This window comes from Streptomyces sp. SD15 (assembly GCF_054462255.1).
This window is the reverse complement of record NZ_JBTLMO010000013.1, coordinates 166,541-190,253: the sequence shown is the minus strand read 5'-3', so window position 1 is coordinate 190,253 and position 23,713 is coordinate 166,541. Positions and strand designations below refer to the sequence as shown.

Here is a 23,713-nt window from a genome sequence, read left to right as displayed (position 1 = left end):
ATGGACGGTTCGAGTAGGCCGAATGCGTGAACCGCGTCGAGTGCGTGCGTCACGGGTCTGATCAGGGGAGGTGTCGGTCCGAACTCGTTGTGCTGCGGCGCGCCTGACGCCGTCCGCTCCCCATCGGGGCCGACCCGACATCACGACGCCGTGGCGCGTAACCGCGCCACGGCGTCTCAAAGTCTTGGCGAATCGGCCGCACCCAGGTGAGGTGTCACCTGGGTGCGGCCGAGCCGAATCAGCAGGTGGCGTTCAGACCGGCCCAGTTGGCGCGGTCGTTGTAGCCGCCGTCGCCGGCGTCGCCGACCACCAGGTCGAGCACGCGGACGCCGGTCAGGTCGATGTCGGCCTGGCGGATGTCGTCGCGGGTCAGCACACCGCTGTCGAACAGCACCCGGCCGTCACCGATCACCTGGAAGGTCGACGTGCCGCCGTCCGGGCCGACGTTGCGCACCGCATCGTCGATGCCGACGGTCGCAGTCAGCCGGCTGCACTGGTCGCCGACGTAGTAGCGGATCGTGGAGGGCGAGGCGACCCCGATACCGGTCGGGTGGACCTGGCCGAGCATGCTGATCGGCGACCAGCCACCGACGCTCATGTCGACCGTAGGGCTCATCCACCCGCTGGTGGCGCTGATCCAGTCATGGTGCGAAAGTACGACGTCGCCGTCCGGCGCCGCCGGTGCGACAACCACCGCCGTGGCCGTCTCCTGCCGCAGTCGTCCCTTGCCCGTCACCTCGTACGACGTGGTGGCGGTCAGCGGGGTGCTACCCGGCGCGGCGTTGGCCGGCAGGGTCACCGTGAAGGCGAGATTCACGGAGTGGTTGGAGTCCAGCAGCTTCGGCGCTTTGCCGAGCGGACGGGCCGTCCAGCCGGTGGGCACCTTCAGCTCGACCTGCGGCGCGAAGACCGGCTGCGCACCGTCGTTACGGACAGTGACCTCGACCCGGGCCTGGTCGCCGCCGGCGACCACCGGGGCGACCCCGGCCGGCACCGTGTCGCCACCGACCTGCGTCACCTGCGGCAGGCCGGCGACGACGTGCGGAACACCGGGCTTGCCCGTTGCCGGGCTGACCCGGAACAGGGCCGCGCCGTGGGCCGGGACGGCGGCACTGATGGTGCCGGCGCTCTCGGTGACCTGGTTGGTCCAGGCGTTCTTCAGGGTGAACCGATCCCCGGACAGACCGACCGACCGCGCCTTCGTGGTCACGGTCGCCGGGCTGTCTCCCCGGTTCAGCAGCACCACGGCACGGTCACCGTTGGCCAGCCGCTTCACCCAGGTCTCCGTCGTGCCGGCGGGGCCGACGCGGACGGCCTGGACGCCGACGGTGTCCTGGTTGATGGCGAGTACATCGCGGTCCGCGAGAATGCCGAGCGAGGTCTTGCTGAGCTTCCGGACGTCGCTGCCGATCACCAGCGGCGCGGCCGCCACCGACCAGAGCGTCATCTGGGTACGGAACTCCTCGTCGGTCATCCCCAGCTCAGGTCCGAGGTAGTCCGGGTCGTTGAAGTGCCCCGGTCCGGCGACCTCGGGGTGCCGCGCGTTCGCGTCGTAGTTCCGCAGGACGTCCTTGAACTTGATCTCCCCGACGAAACCCACATCCGTGTACGTCCGCCAGGACTGCGCGATCCCCGGCGCATAGGACCAGGAGTACGTCGACTGCTGCTCCTCCGGGTAGTTGCCCCAGTCCGGAGAGGTCACCGGGTTGCAGAGGTTGAAGATCATGGGGCGCCCGCCGGCGTTGTTCCGCAACGCCTGCGCGAACTCGGTGAAGACGGTCTTCGGGTCGAGGTCCGCGGCGATCCCGCAGAGGTAGTCCACCTTGACCGCGTCGAACTTCCAGGCGGCGAACTGGTCCGCGTCGCGCTGGTAGTAGCCGTGGCTGCCGAGTCCGCACTTGCCCGGGATGTACGGGCCGGCGTCGGTGTAGATGCCGGCCTTCAGGCCCTTGGAGTGGATGTAGTCGACCAGCGGCTTCAGCCCGTTCGGAAACTGGTCCGGGTTGGGCACCAGGTCGCCGGCCGAACTGCGTGGCGTCGGCGCCGCCCAGTTGCCGTCGATCCAGACGTACTCGTAGCCGGCGTCGCGCAGACCGCTGCTGACCAGGAAGTCGGCTATCGACTTGACCTCGGCCTCGGTCGGATCGCCACCCAGCGCGTAGTAGGTGTTCCAGCCCATGTACGGCGTCGGGCTCAGCACCTCCTGAGGTGCCGGCGCCGTGACGGCGACAGTGCCGGCCGCTGGGCCGGCGTGGGCGGATGCCGGCACGACCAGCAAGCCGGTCAGGAGGGCGAGGAGGACGGTGAGATGTCGTTTCACATCGGAACCTTCGCTGTCCGATCGATCAGGCGTGCCGACCCGTCCTGGTCGTGAGTCTGAGGTACCGCTCCCTCGCGGAGGGTGCGGCGGTCGGTCTTCGGACCAGTCACTGCCTGCGTGCCTGCGGATTGTTTCCAGGATCTTGCAGCGGTTACCGGCGGGCGTCAATAATAATTCCTAAATTAAGAGTTACTCGTAGGGCTTCGTCAGGTACCCCAACTTCCCTCCAGCGGGCGGCGGGTGATCTTGGATCAGGTGTGACACCTGAGGAGATGCGCGAGGTCCGTCCTCGCTTATCTGATTTCGGCGTCTCGTGGTCCGGATGCGTGTCGGGACCGGTGATGTGGTCCGGCCGAGCTGGTACGCCGGAGGCATGCGGTATCCGGATGGGGGCGGGCTGACCGCCGAGCAGCGCAGGCGCCGGGAAGAGGTACGGATGCGGGCCGTTGACCTCTTCGAGGAGCATGTGGAAGTCCCGTACATCGCCCGGGAGTTACGGGTGAGTGAGAAGTCGGTCTACCAGTGGCACCGCGCCTGGAGGACGGGCGGGCGCGAGGCGCTGCGTTCCAAGGGGGCCCTCCGGCTACGACTGCCGGCTCGGTCCCCACCTGCAGGCCAAGCTCGCGACGTGGCTCGATGAGGGGCCGCGTCAGTAGGAATCATCGAGTGGCATCCGGACTGGGCGGACTGAGTCGGCGTCACCACGTCAGAGTCAGCGAACCTCCGACCGGCAGCGTGTGCCAGCGGTCGGCGTAGTCGTCGAACCGGGACACGATCCGGTCGACCACCGGAGGGATCTCCCCCGCCGTCACATACGCCGGCAGCTCCCGCGCGTGGCCGTGCCGCACCTCCCACACGGGTACGGCGATGCCCGCCAGCTCCTCCGACCTGGCCATGTCGGCCTTCGCCTGGGGGGACGACCTCACTTGCTTCGACTTGCGGCGCCGGGCGGCCTTGGCGCGCTCCGCGGCGTCGGCGGGCCAGAACAAGCCGTTGTCACCGGCGGCCAGCCGCCCGTAGACCCCGAGCTTGATCCCCGCCTCCGCCTCGACGAGGAAGTGCACCAGGTCGTGCGGGAGATACGGATGCCCGCCGGGCCCGTTGCGCGGGGCGAGCTCGGCACCGGTCTCGCGGTGCACGGCGATGTCGTAACTCGTACCGGGGCCTTTGGTGAAAACGACGCGCATGCCCGGCACGGTAGGTGGCGTGCCCGCCGCACGCACCTGGTTTTCCGGCGCGCGCGGCGGGCACGTCACCCGGGTTGCGGCAGTCGTGGCGCCTCAGGGGAGACGCACCACCACCGTGCCTCCGTCCAGGTCGATGCTGGTGCGGTGCGGCGGGGCCCCGTCCTCCTCCTCGTCGCGCAGGACGAGCGAGCTGCGCCGGCGCCAACGAAGTGAGGCGAGGAGCGTCTCGGGCCGTTCAGGTCCTCGAACTCCTCCGGCCGCAGCCGGACATCGCGCTGCCACGGGGCACTCGCAAGGGCGAGAACCGCCGGCACAACATGAAGTCGGAAGACCGGCAACTCAATAGGGAGACCCCGGACGTACCGCGGCTCCTGGTCCTCGTCGTTCAGCCCAGGTCGGACATGTCGAGTACGAAGCGGTAGCGGACGTCGTTGCGCCGGAGACGGTCGAGGGCCTCGTTCACCCGCGCCGAGGGGAGCAGCTCGATGTCGGCGGTGATGCCGTGCTTGGCGCAGAAGTCCAGCATGGCGGCGGTCGCGGGCAGGCCGCCGCTGCCTGCGGAGCTGAGCTTCTTGCGCCCCAGGAGCAGGTCGATGGTCTCCACGGTGACGGGGCCGAGGTGTCCGAGGTGGCTGAGCGTCCCGTCCATGGCGACCAGGCGCAGGTAAGGGCCGAGGTCGTGCGGGGCGGAGATGGTGTCGATGACGACGTCGAACCGGTCGCGGGCGTCAGCCATCTGTTCCGGGTCCGTGGAGACGAGGAGACCGTGGGCGCCGAGACGACGAGCGTCGTTGCCCTTGTCCGGTGAGCGGCTGACCACCGAGGTGTCGGCGCCGAGCGCCACGGCCATCTTGACCGCGAGATGGCCCAGGCCGCCCAGTCCCGCCACGGCGACGCGGGTCCCCGGCCCCACACCGAGGGCGTGCAGCGGTTCCCAGACGGTGATCCCGGCACAGAGCAGAGGAGCGGCGGCGGCCGGATCCAGACCGGCGGGGAGAGGGTGGGCGAAGCGGTCGCGGACGACGTACTCGCGGGAGTAGCCCCCCAGGGTGGTCGATCCGTCGTGCCGGTCGATGCCGTCGTAGGTCAGGGTCGGGAAGGCGTGGCAGAAGTTCTCCTGGCCGGCCCGGCACATGGCGCACTCGCCGCACGAATCGACGATGTTGCCCACCGCGACCGGGTCGCCGACGGTGAAGCGGGTGACCGCGGGTCCGGTCTCGGTCACCACGCCCGTGAACTCGTGTCCCGGCACCAGGGGTTGGCCCGCTTCGCCGTCCCGGGCGCTGACGGCGTGCAGATCGGTGTGGCAGACACCGCAGTAGTCCACCCGGACCGCGAGGTCGTCGGGGCGCAGGTCGCGCCGTTCCAGTGGCGTGCGCCGAAGTGTCGACGACGGGCCTTCCACCTGCCAGCCAACGGTGCTCCTCATGGCGCCTCCTTCAGACAGACTTTTGGACAGCCTCGTAGACAGACTGTTCGGTCTATTTCAAGGTGCCACACCATGGCACGCCAGGCAAACCAACTGTTCTGTTTGATAGCGTGGGAGCATGGCCGATCAGCCCCTGACCTCGCGCGGAGCCGCGACGCACCAACGCATCCTCGATGTGGCGACCCAGGAGTTCGCCGAGCATGGGATCGCCGGAGCGCGCATCGAGCGGATCGTGGCCGCCGCACGCACCAACAAGGCGCAGCTCTACGCCTACTTCGGCAGCAAGGAAGGGCTCTTCGACGCCATCTTCTTCGGCTCGCTGGAGCGGATCGTGAATGTCGTCCCGATCAACGCCACCGACCTCGCGGACTGGGCCGTACGCCTCTACGACGAGTACCTCCGCCGCCCCGACCTCATCCGACTGGCCACCTGGGCGCGCCTGGAGCGACGCCCGGCCGGCCATCTGGTCGACGACCCCGATCGCCTCGGCGACCACAAACTGCGCGCCATCGCCGAGGCCCAAGCCGCCGGCCTGGTGCGTCAGGGAGACCCGTTCGACGTGATGGCCATGGTTATCGCCATGTCCATGGCATGGTCACCGGTCAGCAACGTCTATGCGGCGACCGTGGAGGAGCCCCCCGAACTGCACGAGCAGCGTCGCGCCCTGCTCCGCGAGAGCGTCCGCCGCGCCATGACGGCGGACTGAGCCAGTTCTGCCCCCTCCGGCCATCTGCGTGCCCAGATGACGGGTGTGAGACTGGTAGGCCCGCATGTTCAGGAGTCGCGTATTCGCCGTAGCCGTCGGCCGATCGTCACCCTGTGTCAGTGCTCTGCGGCATGATGACCGGCGTGAACACCGAGATACTGATAGACGTCTGGCAGCGGCTTCTCGCCGACCCTCGCAAGTCGTGGGTGCTGTTCGAGCATGGCACTTGTGTCGTGCTAACCGCTCCGGAAGGGGAGCTTGCTGATCAGGCCACTGACCTCCTGAAGAAGTTCGGCCCGGCGCATGCTGGATCTTCGGCAGGAGACTTTGGGGTGATCGACCTCAAGGACGTTGAGGGATGGGTCGTCACCGGGCATCACAACGACGTCCTTAACTATGTCGGCCCCGATGAGCCTCAGGATCAGTCGCAGATCGCTGTCGGACTGTTCGGACGTTCCAAGCGCCACCGGGATGGCACCGAGCTTCACGTCGTCCACGTTGAGGACAAACGAGGCTCAGCGGACCCAGCGTGAGTACCGCGCTTCATCGCTGGTGGTCGCCGGGGGCGTATCGGCTCCATGTTCCTCCGGCTTCGGTTACCAGGCGGGTCGCTGTCTTCTGGCCGCCAGAGCGGGAGTTGTCGGCCGAGGAAGTGGTCGACCAGGCCTTGGCGTACCGGCCGATCGCCTTGTGACGCCGGTATTCGGCTAGGAAGATCGCCCGGACAGCTCCTAGCGCTCGTTCTCGTCACCTGCCCAGGCCGATCAATGCTCGCGAGGAGCCGGCATGACTCTCTCAACGTCTGGGATCCGCCGTCCGGTGATTGCCTCCGTGTTGCCGACGAGGAAGGCATTGGTCGTCTGGAAGGCATCACGTGCCTTACGGAAGAGGTCATCGAGTTCGTTCCGCGGCAGGCGGGCATCAGCGTTGATGCGCAGGGCGTCACGGAGGTGCTGAGAAGTCTCTGAGAGCAGCTCTACGAGCGCCCGATTGTCCTGCTGACCGCGCGTTGAGTTTCCCAGGTAGCGGAGGTCGCGAGTTGCTAGGCGGTAGAGCGTCGAAGTGAACTCCTTCAGTTCTGCCTGGAGCTGTTCGTCATAGCGTTCAGGGTCGGCAGCATGGCCTTGCTGGAGGTCACTGATCGCCCGCTCGGCGGTAATCAGCCACACCCTGGCCGCCACACGAGCTGTGGCGAGCATCTCCAGGGTGATGGCGGACTCAGCCGCTTTTCTCGTTTCGTCGGCACGCTCCGACTCCCGCAGATAAGCCTCGATGGCACGCGTCGCCTCACACTCAGCAGCCTCGCGAGCATGCGAGGCCTCACGCTCAGCAGCTTCACGGGCCGCCTGCGCTGAACGTTCCGCCGCGAGGGTGGCCGCGGCAGCGTCGTCGCGTCGTCTCGCTCGCTGCACCAACAGGGTGCTGGCAGCACCGAGACTGGCTCCGCCGAGGCCGCTGACCGTTGCAAGGATCGTCTCCAACATCGCCATCGCGCGATCCTCCACCCGCCCCCCAACTGGCTACAACGCCCTCACAGAGAATGTGGCTGGGAGATGACGGTTTGGCGGAATCCGGCTCGCGGCCAGGTCCATGATTCCTGCCTGTGCCCGCCTCACTGCCTAGTAGTGGAAGGCGTCTGAGCGGCGCAGGGTGAGGGTGATGGTGCCGTCGGCGCTGATCTCGTCGGCGATGATCCGGTGCCAGACATCGAGGTCTCCGACCCATGGCACGTGGACTTGGACGCGGATATCCGGCCTTGGGATTGGTAGGCCCGCATGTTGAGGTGTCGCGTATTCGTCAGCGGAGACGTGTTCATGCCTTGCGGACGGACAGTGATGCTCGGGAGTCATCCCCTCCGCTGTTTGACCTCGCCTTGTGACTGCGAGCTTCCGCTTACTCCAGATAGAGAGCGGCCAAGCGGGGCAGTCGGCGAGTCATTTCGCTGTGGTCATCGAAATCGAAGTTCCAGGTGGGGTCCAGCTCCGGGTAGCGGATGGTGGGTGGGCTCGCGGGGAGCTGATCACCGGTCGCCGAGATGTGCGCGTTCCAGGCGATGCCCAGCATGTCCTCACCCTCCAGGTCGATGCCGTCGGCCGCGGAGGCTTGAACGATGGGCAGTTCTGCCAGGGCATCGGGGTCAGCGACTGCGCGCTCGAAGACTTCACGGCCCTGAGCGATCAGCCAGCCGCGGAAGTAGTCGAAGCCGTCGTCAGAGCACCCACCGTTGGCGATGTAAGCAGCGGCCCACAGAGGATTGGTGTAAGAGTCAACCATCAGGTCCCACAGCACCTGCTCAGCGGCGACGATCTCCTCGACCGGCCGGGAGGCCAGCAGCGAGGTCGCCTTGCGAGCGACCGCTTCGCCGTCGCTCGGGTTGGACGCCTGATTGCGGGCTGCCTCAATGAGCTGCCAGAACTGCTGTTTGTTCATGGAGGCAGAGCCTGCCACCTGGTACTGACATCGGGCCGGTCGCGGGAGCTTGGCCCATCAGAGCAGCCACATCGCTCCTGTCAGCGTGTGTGGTCGCCGGGTGCATATCGGCTCCAGGTTCCTCCGGCTTCGGTGACCAGGCGGGTGGCGGTCTTGTCGTGGTAGCCCAGCGCCTTCGCGATGACGGGTGCCGGGGCTTGGAGGACGAGCTGGCGGATCGCGGAGGTCCTGCCTCTCTGCGGCGGGACGCCGATCTTTCGGAGGTGGACCTGGAGGCTGACCGGGTTCATGGGCTGTCCGGGCTGGCGGCCGGGGAAGAGCCACTGTGCGCTTCTGCTGCTGGCGTAGGGCAGGTGCTGGCGGGACCGGATGTAGGCACGCATCAGGTCGGCGACGGGCTCCGGCAGCGGGGACGGCGGGTTTCCCAGTTGGACGGTAACGGTGGTCCCGTCGTCGGTGATGTCGTCGATGGTGAGGCGGACGATGCGGCTGACGGGTTGCGCGTAGAGGAGTGCGCGCGGACGTCCTCGCGGGCCTGTCCCTGACCGAGGACGCTAGCGAGCACCTGGCTCAGCTCACGCGGGGGCTGGATGCGGCGTGGCGGCAGATGGCCGACCGCATGGAGGAGGCCGGCGACGAGGCGAAGGTGGAGGTCGTCGTCCCCGAGGGCGGCGGACGCGCCAAGTTGTCGGTGGACAAGCTCGGCGCGGTGGGCGAGCCGGAGTCGCTGACCTGGCTGAAGACCACCACGGAGGCGATGCTTCCCCGCATCGACCTGCCGGACCTCTTGTTCGAAGTGCACTCCTGGACCGGTCCTCGACTCCTTTGGCCACGTCTCCGACCGGCGCACCCGCATGGAGGACCTGCTCGTCTCCCTGGTCGCGCTGCTGGTCTCGCAGAGCTGCAATATCGGCCTGACCCCGGTCATCGAACCGGAGAGCAAGGCACTGACGCGCTCGCGGCTGTCCCACGTCGACCAGAACTACGTGCGTGCCGACACCATCGCCGCGGCGAACGCCGCGCTCATCACCGCCCAGTCCGCGATCGAGCTGGCCCAGGTGTGGGGCGGCGGGCTGCTCGCCTCCGTCGACGGCCTGCGCTTCGTCGTCCCGGTCAAGAGCATCAACACCGGGCCCTCGCCCAAGTACTACGGGTACGAACGGGGCGTGACCTGGCTCAACGCCGTCAACGACCAGGTCGCGGGCATCGGCTCGATGGTCGTACGCGGCACCCCGCGCGACAGCCTCTACACGCTGGACACCCTGCTGAACCTCGACGGCGGGGTGAAGCCGGAGATGGTCGCGACCGACAACGCCTCGTACTCCGACATGGCCTTCGGCCTGTACAAGATGCTCGGCTTCCGCTTCGCCCCGCTTCCGTGACCTGGCCGACCAGCGGTTCTGGCGGGCCGACCTGCCCGACGGTGAGGGCCAGGCTGCCGGGTACGGGCCGCTGGAGGCCGTGGCCTGCAACAAGGTCAACCTGAAGCGGATCGAAACGCACTGGCCGGACATGCTCCGCGTCGCGGGGTCGCTCATCACGAACCAGGTCCGGGCCTACGACCTGTTGCGGATGTTCGGCCGCGAGGGCCACCCCACCCCGCTGGGCGCCGCGTTCGCCGAGTACGGACGGATCGACAAGACCATGCACCTGCTCGCGGTGGTCGACCCGGTCGACGACACCTACCGGCGGCTGATGAACCGGCAGCTCACCGTGCAGGAGTCCCGCCACCGGCTCGCCCGCGCGATCTGCCACGGCGGCCGGGGCCAGATCCGCCAGGCGTACCGAGAGGGCCAGGAGGACCAGCTCGCCGCCCTCGGCCTGGTCCTCAACGTCGTTGTGCTGTGGAACACCCGCTACCTGGACGCCGCCGTCGTCCAGCTCCGCGCCGACGGCCACGACATCAAGGACGAGGACGTCGCACGGCTCTCCCCGCTCAAGGACCGGCACATCAACTTCCTGGGCCGCTACCTGTTCAACATCAAGGCCAGCGGCCCCGGCCAGGGCTTGCGTCCCTTCCGGGACCCGGACGCACCTGAAGACACCGATGACGGGGACTGACGGGCCGCACCGGCCGGGCCGCTTTCGGGCAGTCCCGGGCGTGTGATACAGGGACCGCAGCACTCAGTGCAGCCTAGTCGTCGAGCAAGTCGGTGTTGTACTGGTCGTGCCTGATCCGGAAGGCTTTCAATTCTTCGCGGCTGCGCTGTGAGTACTCCGCCACCTTCTCGAAGTACTCCTCCCTGGGAGCTCCCGGTGTGAAGAGCAGCAGAAACGACACCGGGCCGTCGCTGTCGTTCTGGAAGGCGTGGAGCCCGCCGGGCGGTACGTAGAGGAAGTCTCCCTCGCCTCCTGTGACCCAGCGTTCGCCGTTGTAGAGCCGGACCTCGCCGGACAGGACGTAGAAGGACTCGGAGATCGTACGGTGGAAGTGTTCCGTGGCGCCCATGGCCTTGGGCTCCATGTCGATCTTGTACAGGCCGAACTCGCCGTTGGTGTTCTCCTGCTTGGCCACGTAGCTGATGTTGGTGCCGCCCGAGCCGGTGTCGGGCTGCGGGGGTGCAGGTCGGAACAGTGCGCTGACCTGGCCCCTTTCGCCGAGGTAGCGGGGCTCTGGGTAGGACATGGCGACTTCCTAATTCGTGAGTAGGTGGTTCCAGGCCAGCCCTTTGAAGGACTGGTGGACTGATTGGTCTGGGTAGGTTTCACAGCGGCGGGGGCTCGGCGAAGTGCGTGTCCTTCGCGTCGGGCGCGAACGGCGCGAGCTTCGGCAGCTCCTCGTGGAACTCGTAGTCGGTGGCGAGGATCGCGGACAGCGGCGCTATGGCTGCCTCTGCATTGTTGCCCTCGGCTATGTGTGCGCCGGCAGACGCTCGCGCGCCTCGGGCCTACGGACCAGGACGATGCGCAGCGGGGACTGGTTGAAGGCGGTTTGGCCGTACTTGACCAGGTCATAGATGGCCCGCATCTGCTCGTCCATGACTGGATCGTCGCTGAATGCGTCCGCGGTATGGGCTTCGCGGAAGAGGAGGTCCTGGGCAGCAGGATGCTCCCCAACCGCAAGAAGCTTGGTTCACGCGGCGGGTCGACCGCCGAAGTTCGACCGCGTGGGCTAAAGAGACAGATTGGACCCATGCTTCTGGCCGCTGCTACGGCCAGAAGCGGCACGAGAGGTACGGCAGCCCGACAGATGAATGGGGGAGCCAGGCCGACTCCGACCTATGGCTTCACGTCGAGACGCACGAGCGCGCCGATCTCCACCAACTGGTCCGGTAGTGCCAGGTCAGAGACACCCATGACCGTGCTGGTGGGCCGGTGCTCCCCGAAGTACTCGGCGTGAAGGCGTGCCGTCGTGTCGAAGTTCTCCCGCAGGTTCCTCACCAGCACCGCGCTCTCCACGATTTGGCTGCGCTCGGCCCCGAAGTGCTTCAGCACCAGGTCCAGATTGGCCAGCGTGGTTTTGACCTGGAGCTCGAAGTCGCCGGCACCCACGAAGTTGCCGTCACGGTCATGGGACACCTGCCCAGCCACGTACACCGTGTCACCGACCTGGATTGCCTGGCTGTATCCGTAGAGCGACTCCCACGGCATACCAAAACCGAATTTCTTCGCCTGAACAGGCATGACTCACTCCCTGGTGAGACGACGCATGGCGCTGCCAGTTACGGACAGTCCTCTTGCGAGGAAGAAGTTATGCCGTTGCGCACTGAGGAAGGCCTGGGACATGCCGCACACCAGGGCCGGGGCTTTAAGGCAGGCGTCATGCAGCACCCCACTGAGCCGACCCCGATCGAATCGACCACGCACCGGACCGCGGAGCCGGTCCGCCGGAGGCTGCACGCCCCTTCAGCAAACCTTGGCACCCTCAAGTGATCAACGCACCACCCCCGGATGATCATGTGATCGTGGAGGTGCAGGTGCGTGACTACGGGTTTTCGCCAGCTCAGCAGGATGAGATCTGGAGACGCTGGCGCGAGGGGCAGTCGTTCAGCTTGATCGGGCGGGCGGGGCACCGATGCAGCACGCCCGTCGGTTCCTGTATCAGAGCGGCGGCGTCCGCCTCACCCCGCAGCGGCGATCAGAGCGGCATCTGAGCGGCAGCGAGCGCGAAGAGATATCCCGTGGCATCGCCGCCGGGGAATCGGCCCGGCAGTTGGCCAGGCGGCTGGGCAGATCGCCTTCGACCGTCTCCCGCGAGATCGCCCGCAACGGCGGCCGGGACCGCTACCGTGCCGCGTCCGCCGATGCGGCCGCCTACGCGCGCGGGCGCCGGCCCAAGCAGGCCAAGCTCGCCCAGCGACCAGCTCTGCGCGCCCTGGTGGAGGCCAAGTTGGCTCTGTGCTGGTCTCCCGATCAGATCGCAGGGTGGCTGCGTCGCCAGTTCCCTGGTGACACGGCCATGCAGATCTCGCACGAAGCGATCTACCTCTCGCTCTACGATCCGCGTCGCCGCCATGCGATCGACCGCAGCCTCACTCAGCGCTTGCGGTCAGGCAGGCCCATGCGCCGCCCGAAGATCGCCCGCCGGCCCACCGGGCGGGGCATCATCCGCGGCATGGTGTCCATCACCGCCCGCCCCGCCGAGGTCGAGGACCGTAAGGTCCCCGGTCATTGGGAGGGCGACCTCGTGATGGGCACCCGGCCCTCGGCGGTTGCCACGCTCGTCGAGCGCACCAGCCGCTACACGACCATCGTCGCGTTGCCGGACGGCATCAAGGCCGAGCAGGTCACCCCGCACCTCACCAGGAGCCTCCTCGGCATCCCGCCCCAACTGCGGCGGACGCTCACCTGGGACCGCGGCCGGGAGATCGCCGAGCACCAGGCCATCACCACCGAGACCAGGATGCCGATCTACCTCTGCAAGCCGCGGAGCCCGTGGCAGCGCGGCACCAACGAGAACACCAACCGGCTGCTTCGGCAGTACCTCCCCAAGGGCGCAGACCTCCTCACCTTCAGCCAGGCCGACCTCGACGCCATCGCCCACGAACTCAACCACCGTCCGCGCAGGACCCACGGCTACCGCACTCCGGCAGAGGTCTACGCTGACCTTCTGAACAGCGGTGATGCGCTGACCGCTTGAGCTCGCCGTCGCCGAGCTGCGCGAGCGCGGCATCGGCTTCACCTCGCTGCATGAGTCCCTAGACACGACCACCCCCGGCGGACGGCTCGTCTTCCACGTCTTCGCCGCACTCGCCGAGTTCATCCGCGAGTTGATCGTCATCGGCACCAAGGAGGGCCTCGCGGCCGCCCGCGCCCGCGGCCGCGTCGGCGGACGCCCCACCGTCGCCACCGAGGAGATCATCCGCGCCGCCCGCGACCTGCTGCCCGACCCAGGCCGCTCCATCACCTCGATCGCGAAGCTGCTCGGCATCTCCCCAGGCACCCTGTACAACCACATCCCGGACCTGCGCGAGCTACGCGCCGGCGCCGTCCCCCGTCAGCTCGAAGCGCCGACGAAGTAGGCCAGCTCCAGCAAGATCAATCTCAGCGGCACTTTCTGTACCTCAACTACTCACACCCGGATGAGGACGGCCGCGCGGCGGGAGCCCACGCGGCTCGGCTTCTCCGCCGGGAAGCCACTCGCCTCCGAGGCCCAGGGGTTGACCCCGTGCGCTGGATCCGCGAACCCCATGCAGCCGAGTGCGATCCGGCTGATCGGCAGATCGGTGCGCCCGAGCGGGAGGTGCTTCACAGTCGCCGTGCTCACCCCGGGTAGGGAGCGGCATTGCGCGCCGACCGGAGCGCGACCGCCCACCAGGCGAGCTGGTCGAGCACCGTCTTGGCGTACCCAGAGGACTCAGGATCGAGCGGACGGCCGTCCTGCCACGCCGCGAAGTAGTTGGGGAAGGCGAGACCATCGCGAATCGTCACCGCGTGCAACTCGGTCAGTACGTTCTCCAGGTGCAGCACCGCGTGCCGGCCACCCGCCGCACCGCCGTAGCTGACGAAGGCGACGGGCTTGGCCGTCCACTGGGTGAAGTGCCAGTCGATGGCCGCCTTCAGCGACGCGGGATAGCTGTGGTTGTACTCCGGCGTGACCACGATGAACGCGTCAGCACCCTCCAAAGCCGACGTCAGTGCCGCCATCCCGGCCGGACGGGGGTAATCATCGCCGGCGTACTTCGGCGATGCCGCAGGCAGTACCAACGGGATGTCGATCTGGGCCAGATCGACGACTTCCACATCGAAAGCACCATGAATACCAGCCTGTTCGGCGACCCACGAGGCCACAACCGGGCCGAACCGTCCGTCCCGGATGCTTCCGACGATGATCACCAGCTTGTGCTTGTTCTTCTCCATGCCCACCACGATCAGGCCGCACCGTGGGCCCAACCAGACCGTGCTCAGGCTGGCCCCCACAGGGCCAGCCTGAGCGCTCACCGCTCAGCGGGCAGCGCCGTACCCTCATGGCATGGGTTCGCCGTTGGGGGATTTCATCCGGGCCAAGCGCGACAGCATCCAACCGGAATCACTGGGACTGCCGGATCGCGGCCGCCGCCGGTCACCGGGTCTACGGCGCTCGGATCTCGCGGCGCGGGCCGGCATCAGCGTCGAATACCTGACCCGCATGGAACAGGGCCGTGATCGCAATCCCTCGGTGGCGGTGGTGAACGCGCTTGGCGATGCGCTCAGCCTCGCCCCGTCGGAGCGCAACCATCTGCGCTACCTCGCGAAGATCACTGGCGGCGAATGTACTGCTCACACCCAGCCCGCCCCACCGCGCCGCGAGGTTCGCGCTTCGGTCCTGGAAACACTCCGCCTCCTTGAACCGGGGATCGCCGTGGTGACCAACCGGCTGGGCGACGTCCTCGCTCACACCACCGGCTTCCAGTTGGTGACGAGCGGAACCGGACTGCTCGACGTCAAACCCCCGAACCTCACCCGTTACGTCTTCACCGACCCCCGCGCCCGGATGTTCTTCGCCGACTGGGACGATGTCGCGGACGAGCAGGCCTTCGACCTGTGGCTCGGACCATCCGTCGAGACTTCCGAGTGGCTCACCGCAGAACTCGCCCCCGTCGCCGGCCCCGACTTCACGCGCCGCCTGAACCGTCACGTGGTCCCGCGACGTGGAGCTCTCCGGCTCAACCACCCGTCCGGGTACGAACTTCAGCTGATCCGTGAAACGCTCGAACTCACCTCGGACGCCCAACAACTGGTCGTCTTCCTTCCGGCAGACGAGAGGACGGCCCAGGCCGTCGACCAACTCCGCCGCCCCCACGGCCGACTCCGGGCCATCTCGTAACACACCCCGACCTGCATCCACCGTTGAGTCGCGCCGTCAAGGGCGGCGAGCCATGCCCACCCATGCCGCGGGTTCGCTCAGGCAGCCCCGTTACGACGTGCAGACGTTCTTCAGGTGGTCGGCCGCGTCGTTGATCTTGCTGGAGTCCGGCGTGGTGTCGCCGTTCAGGATGGCCTTGTTGTAGTCCTTGATCGCCTTGTTGAGGTCGTCGACCGCCTTGTCGACCTTGCCGTTGTCCGTCTTGTCGTCGGTCTCGTCGATCTTTTCGATCTTTTCGAGGTTCTTGTTGATGGTGTCTATGGAGTCGTCGGTCCGCGCGGGGTCTTTCGCCGCGTCCAGACCGGCCTCATTGATTGCCTTGATGCTGTCGGCGATCGTGTCGGCGTTCTGCAAGCAGTCCAGGGAGTTGTCGACGTCGTCGCAGCCGGTGACGAGTCCGGCGGTCAGTGCGACGGAGGCGACGGTAGTGGCGATGGCGGCAGTACGGCGTCCGCGTCGGCGGTTCGTGGCCATGGAATGGTCCCTTCCTTGATCCTTGATGGGGTCGGCTCTGAGTCGAAGGTCGAAAGATCGAGTGGTACGCCGGGCCGGGCAAACTCCGGGTGGGCAGTGGCGGGAACCCGTACGAGAGCTGCGGCGCGAGGCATCCGGAGCCGGTCCCGGTGAGCGGCTGATCGGCGGGTCAGGCCCAGGGCTGGTCCACGGGTGCCACGGGTGCCGCGGGTGCCGCGGGTGCCGCGGGTCGCTTGCCGCGGCTCGCGAGGAGGCCGCCGCCCGCGCCCAGCGAGACAAGGCCCATGCCGACGGCGGCCATGATCCCCTTCGCGCCGTCCATGGTGAGGTAACAGACCGCGGCCACAACGCCGTTGAACAGGAACAGGAACCAGAGCACCGGCGGCGCCGACAGGAAAGCCTTGATCTTCGGCTTCTTCGCGATGCGCGAGCCCGCCAGGAGCGAGACGGCGATGCCGGAGTAGGTGGCCACGTCCTTCTCCGTGCCGTCGAGGACGGCGCCGGAGGCGGAGCTCGCGGCGAGGCCGCCCACGAAGAACGACCAGAGCAGCAGGTTGGCGACGAACGACTTCACTGAGGCGAGCGGCGACTTCACGGAATTGTCCTTCGGGAGGGAAACGCGGGCGACTCGAGGCCCGCGGATCTGTTGCGATCTCTGCCGACTACGATCCCGTCGCTCGCTCGCCGCCACGAGGGACCGCCCTCCCGACTCCATGGTGTAGCCCGTTACACCATGGGATCGATCACCCGCCGACCGTCACGTGTCCTCCGGACTTGACTACGGTGTCGACCTGCTCGAACTCCACCTGGAGAACGGCCACTGAGCAGACTGGACGAGGGGGCCGTCGGCCGGCACCGCACGCGAGTTAACCTCGGTTCGTTCGACAGACGCAGCAGCAGGAGGCAGCAATGGCGAAGGTACCGGCCGCGGCGGTGGCCGCGGGTGGGCTCATCGGCGGGTACGGCGTGGCTCGTTGGACCAAGAAGCGGCAGCTCGGCGGGGTCGTACTGGCCGCTGCCGGAGCCGCGGCCGCGCAGCAGTGGCGGCAGCAGGCCGGCGGGAAGGCCGCCGGGGCACTGACCGCCGCGTACGTCGCCGCCTTCGCCGGGTCTCATCCGCTGGCCAAGAAGGTGGGTGCCTGGCCCTCCGTGTTCGGCGTCGCCGGGGCCGTGGCCCTCGCCTCGTGGGTCGTGGCCGACCGGCGAGCCTGAGCCCGTACGGCCGGCCCGTACGCCCTGTACGGCCCATACGCCCTGTACGGCCCGTACCCCCGTGCGGCCCATGCGACGGCTGCCATCGGGTACGTCGGCACAGTCGCCCCGAGCCCACGCGGGCCCGGCCTCAGACGACCTCCCCACCCACCCCCGAGCGCCCCGCCGGAACGCCCACGACCAGCACGGTCACGTGCTTCCGTACGGATTCACCGAGGACCGCGACCACCCCTTCCGTCAGGGACTCGATCACCCGGGCGGGCGCGTCGGGGATCTCGGGGTGGGTCAGTCCCCCTTCGCGCATGTTCAGCGTGACGACCGGTGCGAGCGCCTCGCCGGGTATGCCGCCGGTACCCCAGCGGGACTCCGGGACGCCGAACAGATCCACGACGGCGACCGCACGCGCCCAGTCGCCGAACACCGCGGCCACCGCTTCGGTCAACTCCCGGATGAGCTTCGGCTCGACCTCTCCATCGAGCGCCTCTTCGCGGATCTGCACGGTGAGGTGTGGCATGGGGATCTCCGTTCACGTGGATCGGAAAGCGGCTCGGCGAGCGAGCCGACAAGCCGCTCGGTAGCATGATGCCAGTTCCCTTTGAGGGCAAAGCATCTTTGACCTCAAAGCTAATCAGAGGGATGGACGATGTCAACGAGCGTCGACGACGCCGTCAGAGCGCTGCTGCTCCTCATGCCCCGCATGGTCGGCCGGGCCAAGCGCATCCCCGTGCCCGAGGAACTCCAGTCGCTGGCGCTGGCTCCGCGGCACCTGTCGCTGCTGTCGTACCTGCTCTTCGACGGCCCCCTGACGGTGAACGACCTGGCCGCCCGCCTCGAGGTCGCGCCGACCACCGTCAGCCTCATGGTCGGCGAACTGAGCGGCAAGGGAATCCTGGAGCGGCGCGAGGACCCGACCGACCGGCGCCGCCGCATCGTCAGCATCACCGACGGCAAACGTCCGTCCATCTCCGCGTGGTTGTCCCGCGGTGCCGGCGCCTGGCGCCAGGCGCTGGCACCACTGACGCCCGATCAGCGGCAGTTGGTCGTCGACACCTTGCGCGCCTACGAGGCCGCGGCGGCGGACCCCGATCCGGATGCCATCCCGGGCGCCACCCCTGGCACCATCCCGGACACAGCCCCGAGCGCCACCCCCGCCCCCGGCTTCGACTCGCCCCCCACGCCCTGAAACGCCCGCCGATACGCGTACGGACTCGTCCCCACCACCCGCTTGAACCGCTCCCGGAACGCCGTCGGCGAGCCGAACCCGGCCTGCGCCGCGATGCGCTCCACGGGATACGTCGTCGTCTCCAGGAGGTACTGGGCGCGGCGCACCCTGGCCCGGTGCAACCACTGCAAGGGCGTGGTGCCGGTCTGTTCGCGGAAGCGGCGGTTGAGCGTACGGGTACTCATGCCGGCGTGGGCGGCGATGTCCTCCAGGGTCAGGTCGCGGTCCGCGTTCTCTTCCAGCCAGCCGAGGAGCGGCTCCATGGTGGCGCCGGCCGGTACCGGTGGCCGGGACTGGATGATGAACTGGGCCTGCCCGCCCTCCCGCTCGAGCGGCATGACGGACATCCGGGCGGCGTGCGCGGCGACGGCCGAACCGTGGTCCCTGCGGATCATGTGCAGGCACATGTCGAGCGCGGCAGCCGCGCCGGCCGAGGTGAGGAACTGGCCGTTGTCGACGTAGAGGACGTTCGGGTCGACGGTCACGGCGGGATACATGTCCGCCAGGTCCTGGGCCGCGATCCAGTGGGTGGTCGCGCGCAGCCCGTCCAGAAGGCCGGTGGCGGCGAAGACGAAGGCGCCCACGCAGATGGAGGCGATCCGGGTGCCGTTCGCGGCCGCCGCGCGCAGCACCTCCGCCACGCCCGGCGGGAGTGGGACGGTCGGGTCGGCGACGCCGGGCAGGATGATCGTGTCGGCGTCGGCCAGGGCCTCCAGTCCGTACGGGGCGCGCAGCGTGAACGGGCCCGCGCTCACCTCGTCGCCCGGCGAGGCCGAGCAGACCCGGATCCGGTAGGCCTCACGGCCGTCCGGCAGCCGGGCCCAGCCGAAGGTGTCGATCGGGGCGGAGAGGTCGAAGGGGATGACCTGGTCGAGCGCCAGTACGGCCACGGTGTGCATGGCTAGAGCGTAGGCATGCGGCGGGATCTGGCCAAGGGTGCGTGAGGCACGTACATGATGCTTGCCGGCTTCCTCGCCGGCTCCCTCGCTGGCTCTTTCCCTGGCTTCTTCCCGGCTCTTTCCCTGGCCTCCTCCCCAGCTCCAGGCCTTGGCCCTTGGCCCTTGGCCCTTGGCCCTTGGCGAGAATCCGTTGAGCCCTGGCAGAACTGCCACTTCTGCGGGTCCGGATCCGCCCATAGCGTCACCCCGTGACCAAGTTCCTTCTCGCCGTGCACGTCCTCGCCGCGATCGTCGCCATCGGGCCCGTCACGGTCGCCGCCAGCATGTTCCCGGCCGGCGCGCGCAAGGCCCTCGCCGAGCCGGGGGACGCCCAGGCCCGTTCCGCCGTCCGGCTGCTGCACCGCATCTGCCGGGTCTACGCCACGTTCGGCGTCGTCGTCCCCGTCTTCGGGTTCGCCACGGCGAGCAACATGGGTGTGCTCGGTGACGCCTGGCTGATCGTCTCGATCGCGCTGACGGCGCTCGCCGCGGTCGTGCTCGGCGCGCTGGTTCTGCCCCGGCAGGCCGCGATCATGGAGGGCATCTGGGACGGCGTCGGCTCGGTGACTCCTCGGACCACGGCCCGACTCGCCATGTTCACCGGCGTCTTCAACCTTCTCTGGGCCACCGTCACGATCCTGATGATCGTTCGCCCGGGGTCCACGACGGGGGCCTAGGTGTATTGATCACCACCACTGCGCCAGCGTCAGTTCCTCTCCCCCCGATTCCCCCAGTTCTCCCGACTCCGCCCTGAACTGCCGCGCCACCGCCGCCGCGACCAGCGCCCCCGCCGAGATCACCAGCGTGAAGAACGCCCAAGCCAGCGGCCAGATCGCCGCGTCCGGAGGCTCCGGGTGGGTGTGGAAGGAGACGTACATCAGCGTGGCCGGCGGCATCGCCACCAGCAGCAGCGGCCAGGCCAGCGCGTCCCGGTGGCCGAAGTAGGCCGCCAGGAGCAGCAGGGCGACGGCGAGCAGGGCGACGCCGGGGACGGTCACCGGGGTCGTCTCGGTGATCGACCCGCTCGTCTCGGGGCGGCTGCGCAGGTCCCAGGGGAGGCAGAGGAGGTACGCCGCGCAGGAGAGGGCGGCGCCGAGCACGCGCGTCAGCCAGCGTTCCGGCCAAGGGCGCGTTCCCAGCGGGCTCAACAGCTTCTCGGTCATGCGTACGAGGGTTCCGCGGCCCGGGGCGGCCCGACAGAGTACGGGTACTCAAGGGGTACTCAGACGCCGCACCTGATCCCCGGCGCTCACACCCTCTGCGCTCACGCCCCCACCACCCGCGACACCGTATAGATCAGCAACCCCGCCAACGATCCCACCACCGTGCCGTTGATCCGGATGAACTGCAGGTCACGGCCGATGTTGGCCTCGATCTTCTTGGTCGTGTGCTCGGCGTCCCAGCCGGCGACCGTGTCGGTGATGAGGGAGGTGATCTCCTTCCGGTACGTCGTCACGACGTACACCGCCGCACCCTCCACCCAGCCGTCGACCTTGGCCTGGAGCTTGGGCTCGGTGGCCATGCGGGCGCCGAGGGACAGCAGGGAAGCACGGACACGTAGCCGCAGTTCGCTGCGCTCGTCCTCGGCCGCGGACACGATCATGGACCGTACGGCGGTCCAGGCGGAGGCGATCAGGTCCTGGACCTCGCCGCGGCCGAGCACCTCACCCTTGAGCCGCTCCACGCGCGCGCGGGTGTCGGTGTCGGACTGGAGGTCGGCGGCGAAGTCGCCGAGGAAGCGGTCGAGGGCGCCGCGGGCCGGGTGGGAGGGAGCGTCGCGCATCTCGGAGAGGAACCGGAGCAGTTCCTTGTAGACCCGCTCGCCGACCTTCTTGTCGACGAACCGCGGGGTCCAGCCGGGGGCGCCGCCCTGCACCGCGTCCATGACCTGCTCGTCGTGCAGCACCAGCCAGTCGTGAGCCTTGACGCAGATCAGGTCCACGACCCGCTTGTGGCCGCCGTCCGCGACGATCTTCTCCAGCATTTTTCCCATGCCGGGCGCGATCTCCTGGGCATCCGCGCGGCGCGTGATCGCCTCGCCGACCACCGCCTGCACGTCGGAGTCCCGCAGGACGGTCAAAGCCCCCCTGAGTGCGGTCGCCAGCTCCGCCGTGACCCGGTCGGCGTGGTCCGGTTCGGCCAGCCAGGCACCCAGCCGGCTGCCGATGCCGACGGCGCGCAGACGCTGTCGTACGACCTCCTCGGAGAGGAAGTTCTCGCCGACGAACTCACCGAGCGACACGCCCAGCTGGTCCTTCTTGGTGGGGATGATCGCGGTGTGCGGGATGGGCAGGCCGAGCGGGTGGCGGAAGAGGGCCGTGACCGCGAACCAGTCGGCGAGCGCGCCGACCATGCCGGCCTCGGCGGCCGCGGCGACGTAACCGGCCCAAGGGCCCGCGCCCTCGTGGGACGCCCACTTGGCGAGGACGTACACGACTGCGACGAAGAGCAGCAGGCCGGTCGCCGTCACCTTCATACGGCGGACCCCGCGGCGCTTCTCCTCGTCGGCAGGGCTGAACGTGTTCATCGCGCGGCCCACCGGGCCGGGGGCGGTCGTCGTGCGGCCCGCGCGGCCGAGGGAGGTCGTCACGTGGTTCGCGGGGGCGCCGGGCCGGGCATGCTGCCCTTCAACGCCCACTTCATCCGGTTCTGTACGTTCCATCCGCTCCACCCGTTCGATGGCCTTCGATGGCCTTCGATGGCCTCTTGCCCATGCCTCATTGTCTCTTTGCCCCTTCCTGACCGACTCCCGGAACGAAACAGGAGTTCCCGGCGTCTGTCCGGACGGGGCAAAGTCCGGGGGATCTCGGGGGCACCTCAGGGGCACCTCGGGGGCATCTCCGGGGTACCCCGGAGAATCTCCGGGGAATCCTCGGGGCGCCTCGGGGTCATCCCGATCGGGGCCCAGTCGATCTTGCCCCCACCCCATGCAGCATCATGGGTTCATCACATCGGAGCCTCGGGCTCCCATCGCCCGAGGAGACACGCACCGCATGACCAAGCGTCATGGTTATGCCCTGCTGGCCGCGATAGTCGCCGTGATCGTGGTCATTTCCGGCGCCATATTCATGGGCGTCGCATCCGACAACGGCATCGGCAGCGGCAACAGCGGCCCCCGGAACGCCCTCCGCAACAACCCCACCCCACGGAACTCGGCCGCGCCCGCCTCCGTCGGCACCTGGGTCGGCGCCTGGTCGACATCCCCCGCCGGAGCCGAGCCCGGCACCGAGACGAACGGCATGGCGGGCCGCTCCGTGCGCAACGTCGTGCACGTGAGCGTCGGTGGCACGAGTGCCCGCATCACGCTGTCCAACCTCTACGGGCAACAGCCGCTGAACCTCACGCACGCCTCGATCGCCGTCGCCGCGGCCGAGAACGACACGGCCGGCAACGCCGCGTCAGCGGAGGCCGACACCATGCGCCGCCTCACCTTCGGCGGCCGCACCGCAGTGATCATCCCGGCCGGGGAGCAGGTCATCAGCGACGCCGTGCGCGTCGGGATCCCGCAGGACTCCAACGTCCTCGTGACCACGTACTCCCCGACACCGTCCGGTCCGGTCACCTACCACCGGAACGCGCGGCAGACCTCGTACATCGCCGAGGGCGACCGCACGGAGGACGTGACCGGCACCGCGTACGCGGAGCAGACCACGTACTGGCGCTATCTGACCGCCCTCGACGTATTGAGCAACGAGTCGTCCGGCACCGTCGTCGCCCTGGGCGACTCACTCACCGACGGCGTCACCTCCACGGAGGACGCCAACCACCGCTGGACGGATATCCTTTCGGACCGGCTGCGGACCGCGGCCGACTCCGGCGACGCGGCCGATGTGCCCCGCTACAGCGTCGTCAACCAGGGCATCAGCGGCAACCGCGTACTGACCGACGGGCTCGGCCTGCCCGCCGACAACCCGAGCGGCCTGAACCGCTTCGACCGCGACGTGCTCGCCCGCACGAACGTCAAGATCGTCGTCATCGACCTCGGCGTCAACGACATCCTGCGCGGCCCCAGCCGGATCGACCCGGAGACGATCACGGACGGGCTGCGCGAGCTGGTTCGGCGTGCGCATGCCCGCGGGCTGCGGGTTGTCGGTGCGACGCTGATGCCGTTCGGGGGGCACCGCGGCTCTTCCGACGCCCGTGAGGCCGTACGGCAGGCCGTCAACGAGGAGATCCGGGCGGGCAAGGTGTACGACGCGGTCGTCGACTTCGACAAGGCGGTGCGCGATCCGTACGATCCGCGGCGGATACGGGCCGATTACGACTCGGGGGATCATCTGCACCCCAGCGACAAGGGGTACGAGCGCATGGCGGACGTGTTCGACCTGGAGGACTTGAAGGGGTCGGCGCCGGCAGAGCTGTAGGTGCGGGTCGCGGGTCGGCTGCGGGCCGTGGGGGCCTGGTCGCGCCCCGCGGCGGAGCCGCACAATGTCGACCACGGCCGGAGATCAGATAGTCACCGTTCCTCCGATGAACGCCTTCGCGCAGTTCCCCGCGCCCCTATCGGGCG

At 68.5% G+C, this 23,713-nt stretch carries 24 protein-coding genes and 6 pseudogenes; 12 read left to right on the top strand and 18 right to left on the bottom strand.

The genetic code is table 11. From position 1 onward, the window contains the following. Positions 1-238: 238 nt before the first annotated feature. The gene (locus ACX28W_RS15830) at positions 239-2,320 is read right to left on the bottom strand and encodes an NPCBM/NEW2 domain-containing protein (protein ID WP_458999586.1); all 2,082 of its coding nucleotides are present in this window, start codon (positions 2,318-2,320) and stop codon (positions 239-241) included. Between the two features lie 373 nt (positions 2,321-2,693). On the opposite strand from ACX28W_RS15830, the pseudogene ACX28W_RS15825 reads away from it, so the two are divergent. Next, a pseudogene (locus ACX28W_RS15825) lies at positions 2,694-2,964 on the top strand (helix-turn-helix domain-containing protein); the annotation flags it as partial. Between the two features lie 54 nt (positions 2,965-3,018). Here the strand turns inward: ACX28W_RS15825 and ACX28W_RS15820 are convergent. From ACX28W_RS15820 to ACX28W_RS15810, 3 genes are all read right to left on the bottom strand, one after another. Beyond that, positions 3,019-3,507 (bottom strand): hypothetical protein, encoded by a 489-nt coding sequence (locus ACX28W_RS15820; RefSeq protein ID WP_458999585.1) that lies wholly within the window; start codon positions 3,505-3,507, stop codon positions 3,019-3,021. 93 nt (positions 3,508-3,600) lie between these two features. Next, positions 3,601-3,789 (bottom strand): DUF6191 domain-containing protein, encoded by a 189-nt coding sequence (locus tag ACX28W_RS15815; RefSeq protein WP_458999584.1) that lies wholly within the window; start codon positions 3,787-3,789, stop codon positions 3,601-3,603. A 103-nt stretch (positions 3,790-3,892) separates the two neighbouring features. Beyond that, a complete protein-coding gene (locus ACX28W_RS15810; RefSeq protein ID WP_458999583.1) occupies positions 3,893-4,936 on the bottom strand; it encodes an NAD(P)-dependent alcohol dehydrogenase in 1,044 nt (347 codons plus the stop codon). A 118-nt stretch (positions 4,937-5,054) separates the two neighbouring features. On the opposite strand from ACX28W_RS15810, the gene ACX28W_RS15805 reads away from it, so the two are divergent. The 3 genes and pseudogenes from ACX28W_RS15805 to ACX28W_RS15795 all read left to right on the top strand — a co-directional run. Further along, positions 5,055-5,642: a TetR family transcriptional regulator gene (locus tag ACX28W_RS15805; protein WP_458999582.1), complete on the top strand. Its 588-nt coding sequence runs from the start codon at positions 5,055-5,057 to the stop codon at positions 5,640-5,642. 131 nt (positions 5,643-5,773) lie between these two features. Continuing rightward, positions 5,774-6,175, top strand: coding sequence for a hypothetical protein (locus tag ACX28W_RS15800; protein WP_458999581.1), 402 nt, complete (start codon positions 5,774-5,776; stop codon positions 6,173-6,175). A gap of 80 nt (positions 6,176-6,255) precedes the next feature. Continuing rightward, positions 6,256-6,336 (top strand): annotated as a pseudogene (locus tag ACX28W_RS15795) (e9imm peptide); the annotation flags it as partial. Between the two features lie 70 nt (positions 6,337-6,406). Here ACX28W_RS15795 and ACX28W_RS15790 read toward each other — a convergent pair. From ACX28W_RS15790 to ACX28W_RS15780, 3 genes are all read right to left on the bottom strand, one after another. Further along, complete coding sequence (locus ACX28W_RS15790; RefSeq protein WP_458999580.1) at positions 6,407-7,132, bottom strand: hypothetical protein; 726 nt, start codon at positions 7,130-7,132, stop codon at positions 6,407-6,409. Between the two features lie 403 nt (positions 7,133-7,535). Beyond that, entirely contained in the window at positions 7,536-8,072 is a 537-nt protein-coding gene (locus tag ACX28W_RS15785) for a DUF4240 domain-containing protein (protein WP_458999579.1), read from the bottom strand. Between the two features lie 80 nt (positions 8,073-8,152). Further along, complete coding sequence (locus ACX28W_RS15780; protein ID WP_458999578.1) at positions 8,153-8,455, bottom strand: hypothetical protein; 303 nt, start codon at positions 8,453-8,455, stop codon at positions 8,153-8,155. 116 nt (positions 8,456-8,571) lie between these two features. Here ACX28W_RS15780 and ACX28W_RS15775 point away from each other — a divergent pair. Further along, positions 8,572-10,133, top strand: a pseudogene (locus tag ACX28W_RS15775) (Tn3 family transposase); the annotation flags it as partial. 73 nt (positions 10,134-10,206) lie between these two features. Here ACX28W_RS15775 and ACX28W_RS15770 read toward each other — a convergent pair. The 3 genes and pseudogenes from ACX28W_RS15770 to ACX28W_RS15760 form a co-directional block, all read right to left on the bottom strand. Next, complete coding sequence (locus tag ACX28W_RS15770) at positions 10,207-10,698, bottom strand: cupin domain-containing protein (protein WP_458999577.1); 492 nt, start codon at positions 10,696-10,698, stop codon at positions 10,207-10,209. An 88-nt stretch (positions 10,699-10,786) separates the two neighbouring features. After that, positions 10,787-11,118: pseudogene (locus ACX28W_RS15765) on the bottom strand (nitroreductase family protein); the annotation flags it as partial. A gap of 173 nt (positions 11,119-11,291) precedes the next feature. Then, positions 11,292-11,696: a Rid family hydrolase gene (locus ACX28W_RS15760; RefSeq protein WP_458999576.1), complete on the bottom strand. Its 405-nt coding sequence runs from the start codon at positions 11,694-11,696 to the stop codon at positions 11,292-11,294. A 293-nt stretch (positions 11,697-11,989) separates the two neighbouring features. On the opposite strand from ACX28W_RS15760, the pseudogene ACX28W_RS15755 reads away from it, so the two are divergent. Further along, positions 11,990-13,152, top strand: a pseudogene (locus ACX28W_RS15755) (IS30 family transposase). Between the two features lie 16 nt (positions 13,153-13,168). Further along, complete coding sequence (locus ACX28W_RS15750) at positions 13,169-13,534, top strand: recombinase family protein (protein WP_458999593.1); 366 nt, start codon at positions 13,169-13,171, stop codon at positions 13,532-13,534. Between the two features lie 50 nt (positions 13,535-13,584). Here ACX28W_RS15750 and ACX28W_RS15745 read toward each other — a convergent pair whose 3' ends face one another. Together ACX28W_RS15745 and ACX28W_RS15740 are read right to left on the bottom strand one after the other, a co-directional pair. Then, positions 13,585-13,779: a hypothetical protein gene (locus ACX28W_RS15745; RefSeq protein ID WP_458999575.1), complete on the bottom strand. Its 195-nt coding sequence runs from the start codon at positions 13,777-13,779 to the stop codon at positions 13,585-13,587. Beyond that, positions 13,776-14,372 (bottom strand): NADPH-dependent FMN reductase, encoded by a 597-nt coding sequence (locus ACX28W_RS15740; protein WP_458999574.1) that lies wholly within the window; start codon positions 14,370-14,372, stop codon positions 13,776-13,778. Before ACX28W_RS15740 ends, ACX28W_RS15745 begins: the two co-directional genes overlap by 4 nt. Before the next feature lie 112 nt (positions 14,373-14,484). Between ACX28W_RS15740 and ACX28W_RS15735 the strand changes: the two genes are divergently transcribed. After that, complete coding sequence (locus tag ACX28W_RS15735) at positions 14,485-15,318, top strand: helix-turn-helix domain-containing protein (protein WP_458999573.1); 834 nt, start codon at positions 14,485-14,487, stop codon at positions 15,316-15,318. Between the two features lie 90 nt (positions 15,319-15,408). Here ACX28W_RS15735 and ACX28W_RS15730 read toward each other — a convergent pair whose 3' ends face one another. Continuing rightward, positions 15,409-15,831, bottom strand: a complete 423-nt coding sequence (locus ACX28W_RS15730) for a hypothetical protein (protein WP_458999572.1) — start codon at positions 15,829-15,831, stop codon at positions 15,409-15,411. A 169-nt stretch (positions 15,832-16,000) separates the two neighbouring features. Beyond that, positions 16,001-16,426, bottom strand: a complete 426-nt coding sequence (locus ACX28W_RS15725; protein WP_458999571.1) for a hypothetical protein — start codon at positions 16,424-16,426, stop codon at positions 16,001-16,003. 314 nt (positions 16,427-16,740) lie between these two features. Between ACX28W_RS15725 and ACX28W_RS15720 the strand changes: the two genes are divergently transcribed. Next, the gene (locus ACX28W_RS15720; RefSeq protein WP_362069392.1) at positions 16,741-17,043 is read left to right on the top strand and encodes a hypothetical protein; all 303 of its coding nucleotides are present in this window, start codon (positions 16,741-16,743) and stop codon (positions 17,041-17,043) included. Between the two features lie 130 nt (positions 17,044-17,173). On the opposite strand, the gene ACX28W_RS15715 is transcribed toward ACX28W_RS15720, so the two are convergent. Next, entirely contained in the window at positions 17,174-17,557 is a 384-nt protein-coding gene (locus tag ACX28W_RS15715; RefSeq protein WP_458999570.1) for a tautomerase family protein, read from the bottom strand. Between the two features lie 129 nt (positions 17,558-17,686). Between ACX28W_RS15715 and ACX28W_RS15710 the strand changes: the two are divergent. Next, positions 17,687-18,130: pseudogene (locus ACX28W_RS15710) on the top strand (MarR family winged helix-turn-helix transcriptional regulator); the annotation flags it as partial. On the opposite strand, the gene ACX28W_RS15705 reads toward ACX28W_RS15710, so the two are convergent. Next, positions 18,103-19,164, bottom strand: coding sequence for a GlxA family transcriptional regulator (locus tag ACX28W_RS15705; protein ID WP_458999569.1), 1,062 nt, complete (start codon positions 19,162-19,164; stop codon positions 18,103-18,105). The pseudogene ACX28W_RS15710 and the gene ACX28W_RS15705 overlap by 28 nt on opposite strands. 248 nt (positions 19,165-19,412) lie before the next feature. Between ACX28W_RS15705 and ACX28W_RS15700 the strand changes: the two genes are divergently transcribed. Next, a complete protein-coding gene (locus tag ACX28W_RS15700) occupies positions 19,413-19,880 on the top strand; it encodes a hypothetical protein (RefSeq protein WP_458999568.1) in 468 nt (155 codons plus the stop codon). Positions 19,881-19,889: 9 nt separating this feature from the next. Here the strand turns inward: ACX28W_RS15700 and ACX28W_RS15695 are convergent, their stop codons facing one another. Together ACX28W_RS15695 and ACX28W_RS15690 are read right to left on the bottom strand one after the other, a co-directional pair. Beyond that, positions 19,890-20,366 (bottom strand): hypothetical protein, encoded by a 477-nt coding sequence (locus tag ACX28W_RS15695; protein ID WP_458999567.1) that lies wholly within the window; start codon positions 20,364-20,366, stop codon positions 19,890-19,892. A gap of 101 nt (positions 20,367-20,467) precedes the next feature. Then, entirely contained in the window at positions 20,468-21,865 is a 1,398-nt protein-coding gene (locus ACX28W_RS15690; RefSeq protein WP_458999566.1) for a DUF445 domain-containing protein, read from the bottom strand. Positions 21,866-22,196: 331 nt separating this feature from the next. On the opposite strand from ACX28W_RS15690, the gene ACX28W_RS15685 reads away from it, so the two are divergent. After that, positions 22,197-23,567 carry an SGNH/GDSL hydrolase family protein gene (locus ACX28W_RS15685; protein WP_458999565.1) on the top strand — a complete coding sequence of 457 codons (1,371 nt, stop codon included), beginning with the start codon at positions 22,197-22,199 and terminating at the stop codon, positions 23,565-23,567. Positions 23,568-23,713: the final 146 nt, after the last annotated feature.